Origin of the sequence: Mesorhizobium sp. M7A.F.Ca.AU.002.02.1.1, from assembly GCF_003998535.1 — a bacterium.
In the GTDB taxonomy this organism is placed as follows: Bacteria; Pseudomonadota; Alphaproteobacteria; order Rhizobiales; family Rhizobiaceae; genus Mesorhizobium; species Mesorhizobium ciceri.
Genome location: NZ_RZPB01001059.1, coordinates 1 through 1,683, shown reverse-complemented (window position 1 = coordinate 1,683; position 1,683 = coordinate 1). Strand labels below are relative to the sequence as shown.

At 62.7% G+C, this 1,683-nt stretch carries 2 protein-coding genes; both read left to right on the top strand.

The window, feature by feature from the left end; all coding sequences use genetic code 11:
- Nucleotides 1-138: 138 nt before the first annotated feature.
- Nucleotides 139-1,290, top strand: a complete 1,152-nt coding sequence (locus EN879_RS34955; RefSeq protein WP_063168273.1) for a gamma-butyrobetaine dioxygenase — start codon at nucleotides 139-141, stop codon at nucleotides 1,288-1,290.
- The coding region (locus tag EN879_RS34950) for an HD domain-containing protein (protein WP_127274663.1) at nucleotides 1,287-1,683 on the top strand (397 nt) is incomplete at its 3' end. The genes EN879_RS34955 and EN879_RS34950, both read left to right, overlap by 4 nt.

Genomic DNA, 1,683 nt, shown 5'->3' with positions numbered 1-1,683 from the left:
GGTGTGGTTCGAGACATTAGTATATCGTGGTCATTGGCCAAAAAAGGATAATTTGAATTATGCCTCTCGCGCGATCAACATGCAATCGAAACCCTGCGGATCAGCTGCGGGGGACGCAATGGACAGGAACGGATCTCCATGCTCACCCAGGCGCTGATCGGCGACGAAGGTAGAACAATCGAACTTGGCTGGAAGGACGGGTCGCGCAGCCGCTTTCACGCCATGTGGCTGCGCGACAATGCGCTGGACGACAAGACGCGCAGCGCCGGCAATGGCCAACGGCTGATCACCATCCTCGACATTCCCGCCGACACCAGGATCGGCGCGGCATCGCTCAAGGGCGGCGCCCTGGAAGTCAGCTTCGTGCCGGAGCAGAAAACAGTGAGTTTCCCGGCGGCATGGCTGAGTGCCAATGCCTATGATCGTGACGCGGCCCGCCAGCCCGGCTGGACAGACGAGGCCACCGTGCGATGGACCAAGGCCTCGATGCAGAATTCGGTGCCGCGCGCCGGCTATGCTGCGGCCAGCCATGATCGCGCTGTGCTGGGGCAATGGCTGTCGGCGGTGAAAGCCTATGGCTTTGCGGTGATGGACGATCTGCCGGCCGAATCCGGAGCGCTGTGCAAGGTGTCCGATCTGTTCGGCTATATCAGGGAGACCAATTACGGCCGCTGGTTCGAAGTGCGCGCCGAGGTCAATCCGAGCAATCTCGCCTACACCAATCTCGGGCTCCAGGCGCATACCGACAATCCCTATCGCGACCCCGTGCCGACGCTGCAGATCCTGTCCTGCATCGAGAATACGGTTGAGGGCGGCGAATCCAGCGTCGTCGACGGGTTTGCCGTCGCGGCTGCGCTGCAGGCTGAGAACCCGGAAGGCTTCCGGCTGCTGAGCTCATGCCCGGCGCGCTTCGAATATGCCGGCTCTTCCGGTGTGCGGCTGCAGGCGAAGCGGCCGATGATCGAGCTCGGGCCCGATGGCGAGCTGATCTGCATCCGCTTCAACAACCGCTCGCTGGCGCCGACGGTCGACGTGCCCTTCGCCGACATGGAGGCGTACTACGCCGCCTACCGCCGGTTCGCCGAACTGATCGAGGATCCATCCTTCGAAGTGACGTTCAAGCTCGAAGCGGGGCAGGCTTTCATCGTCGACAACACGCGCGTCATGCACGCCCGCAAGGCGTTTTCCGGAACCGGCAAGCGCTGGCTGCAGGGCTGTTACGCCGACAAGGATGGCCTGCTGTCGACGCTCGCGTCGATAGAACACGGGTTCAAGGAGGCGGCGGAATGAGCGGCCAGGATTTGAACGCGGACAATATCGTCGAATTCATTGCCGACATCTTTGAGCGCCGGGGTGCGGAATCCTACCTCGGCGAACCCGTCACCATGTCGGAGCACATGCTGCAGGGCGCCTGGTTCGCCGAAAAGGACGGCGCGCCGGACGAGCTGGTGGCGGCGGCGCTGCTGCACGACATTGGCCATTACACCAGCGAGTTCGGCACCTATTCGCCCGAGGATGTCGAGGACAAGCATCATGACGAAGCCGGCGGCGAAGTGCTGGCGCCGTTCTTTCCACCTGTCATCGTCGAATGCGTCAGGCTGCATGTCGCCGCCAAGCGCTATCTCTGCGCCACCGATCCGACCTATTTCGGCAGGCTGTCGCCGGCCTCGGTGCATACGCTGT

What these genes read in the sequence shown, in the direction of transcription:
- EN879_RS34955 (WP_063168273.1), top strand. Translation starts at nt 139, where the DNA reads ATGCTCACCCAGGCGCTGATCGGCGACGAAGGTAGAACAATCGAACTT.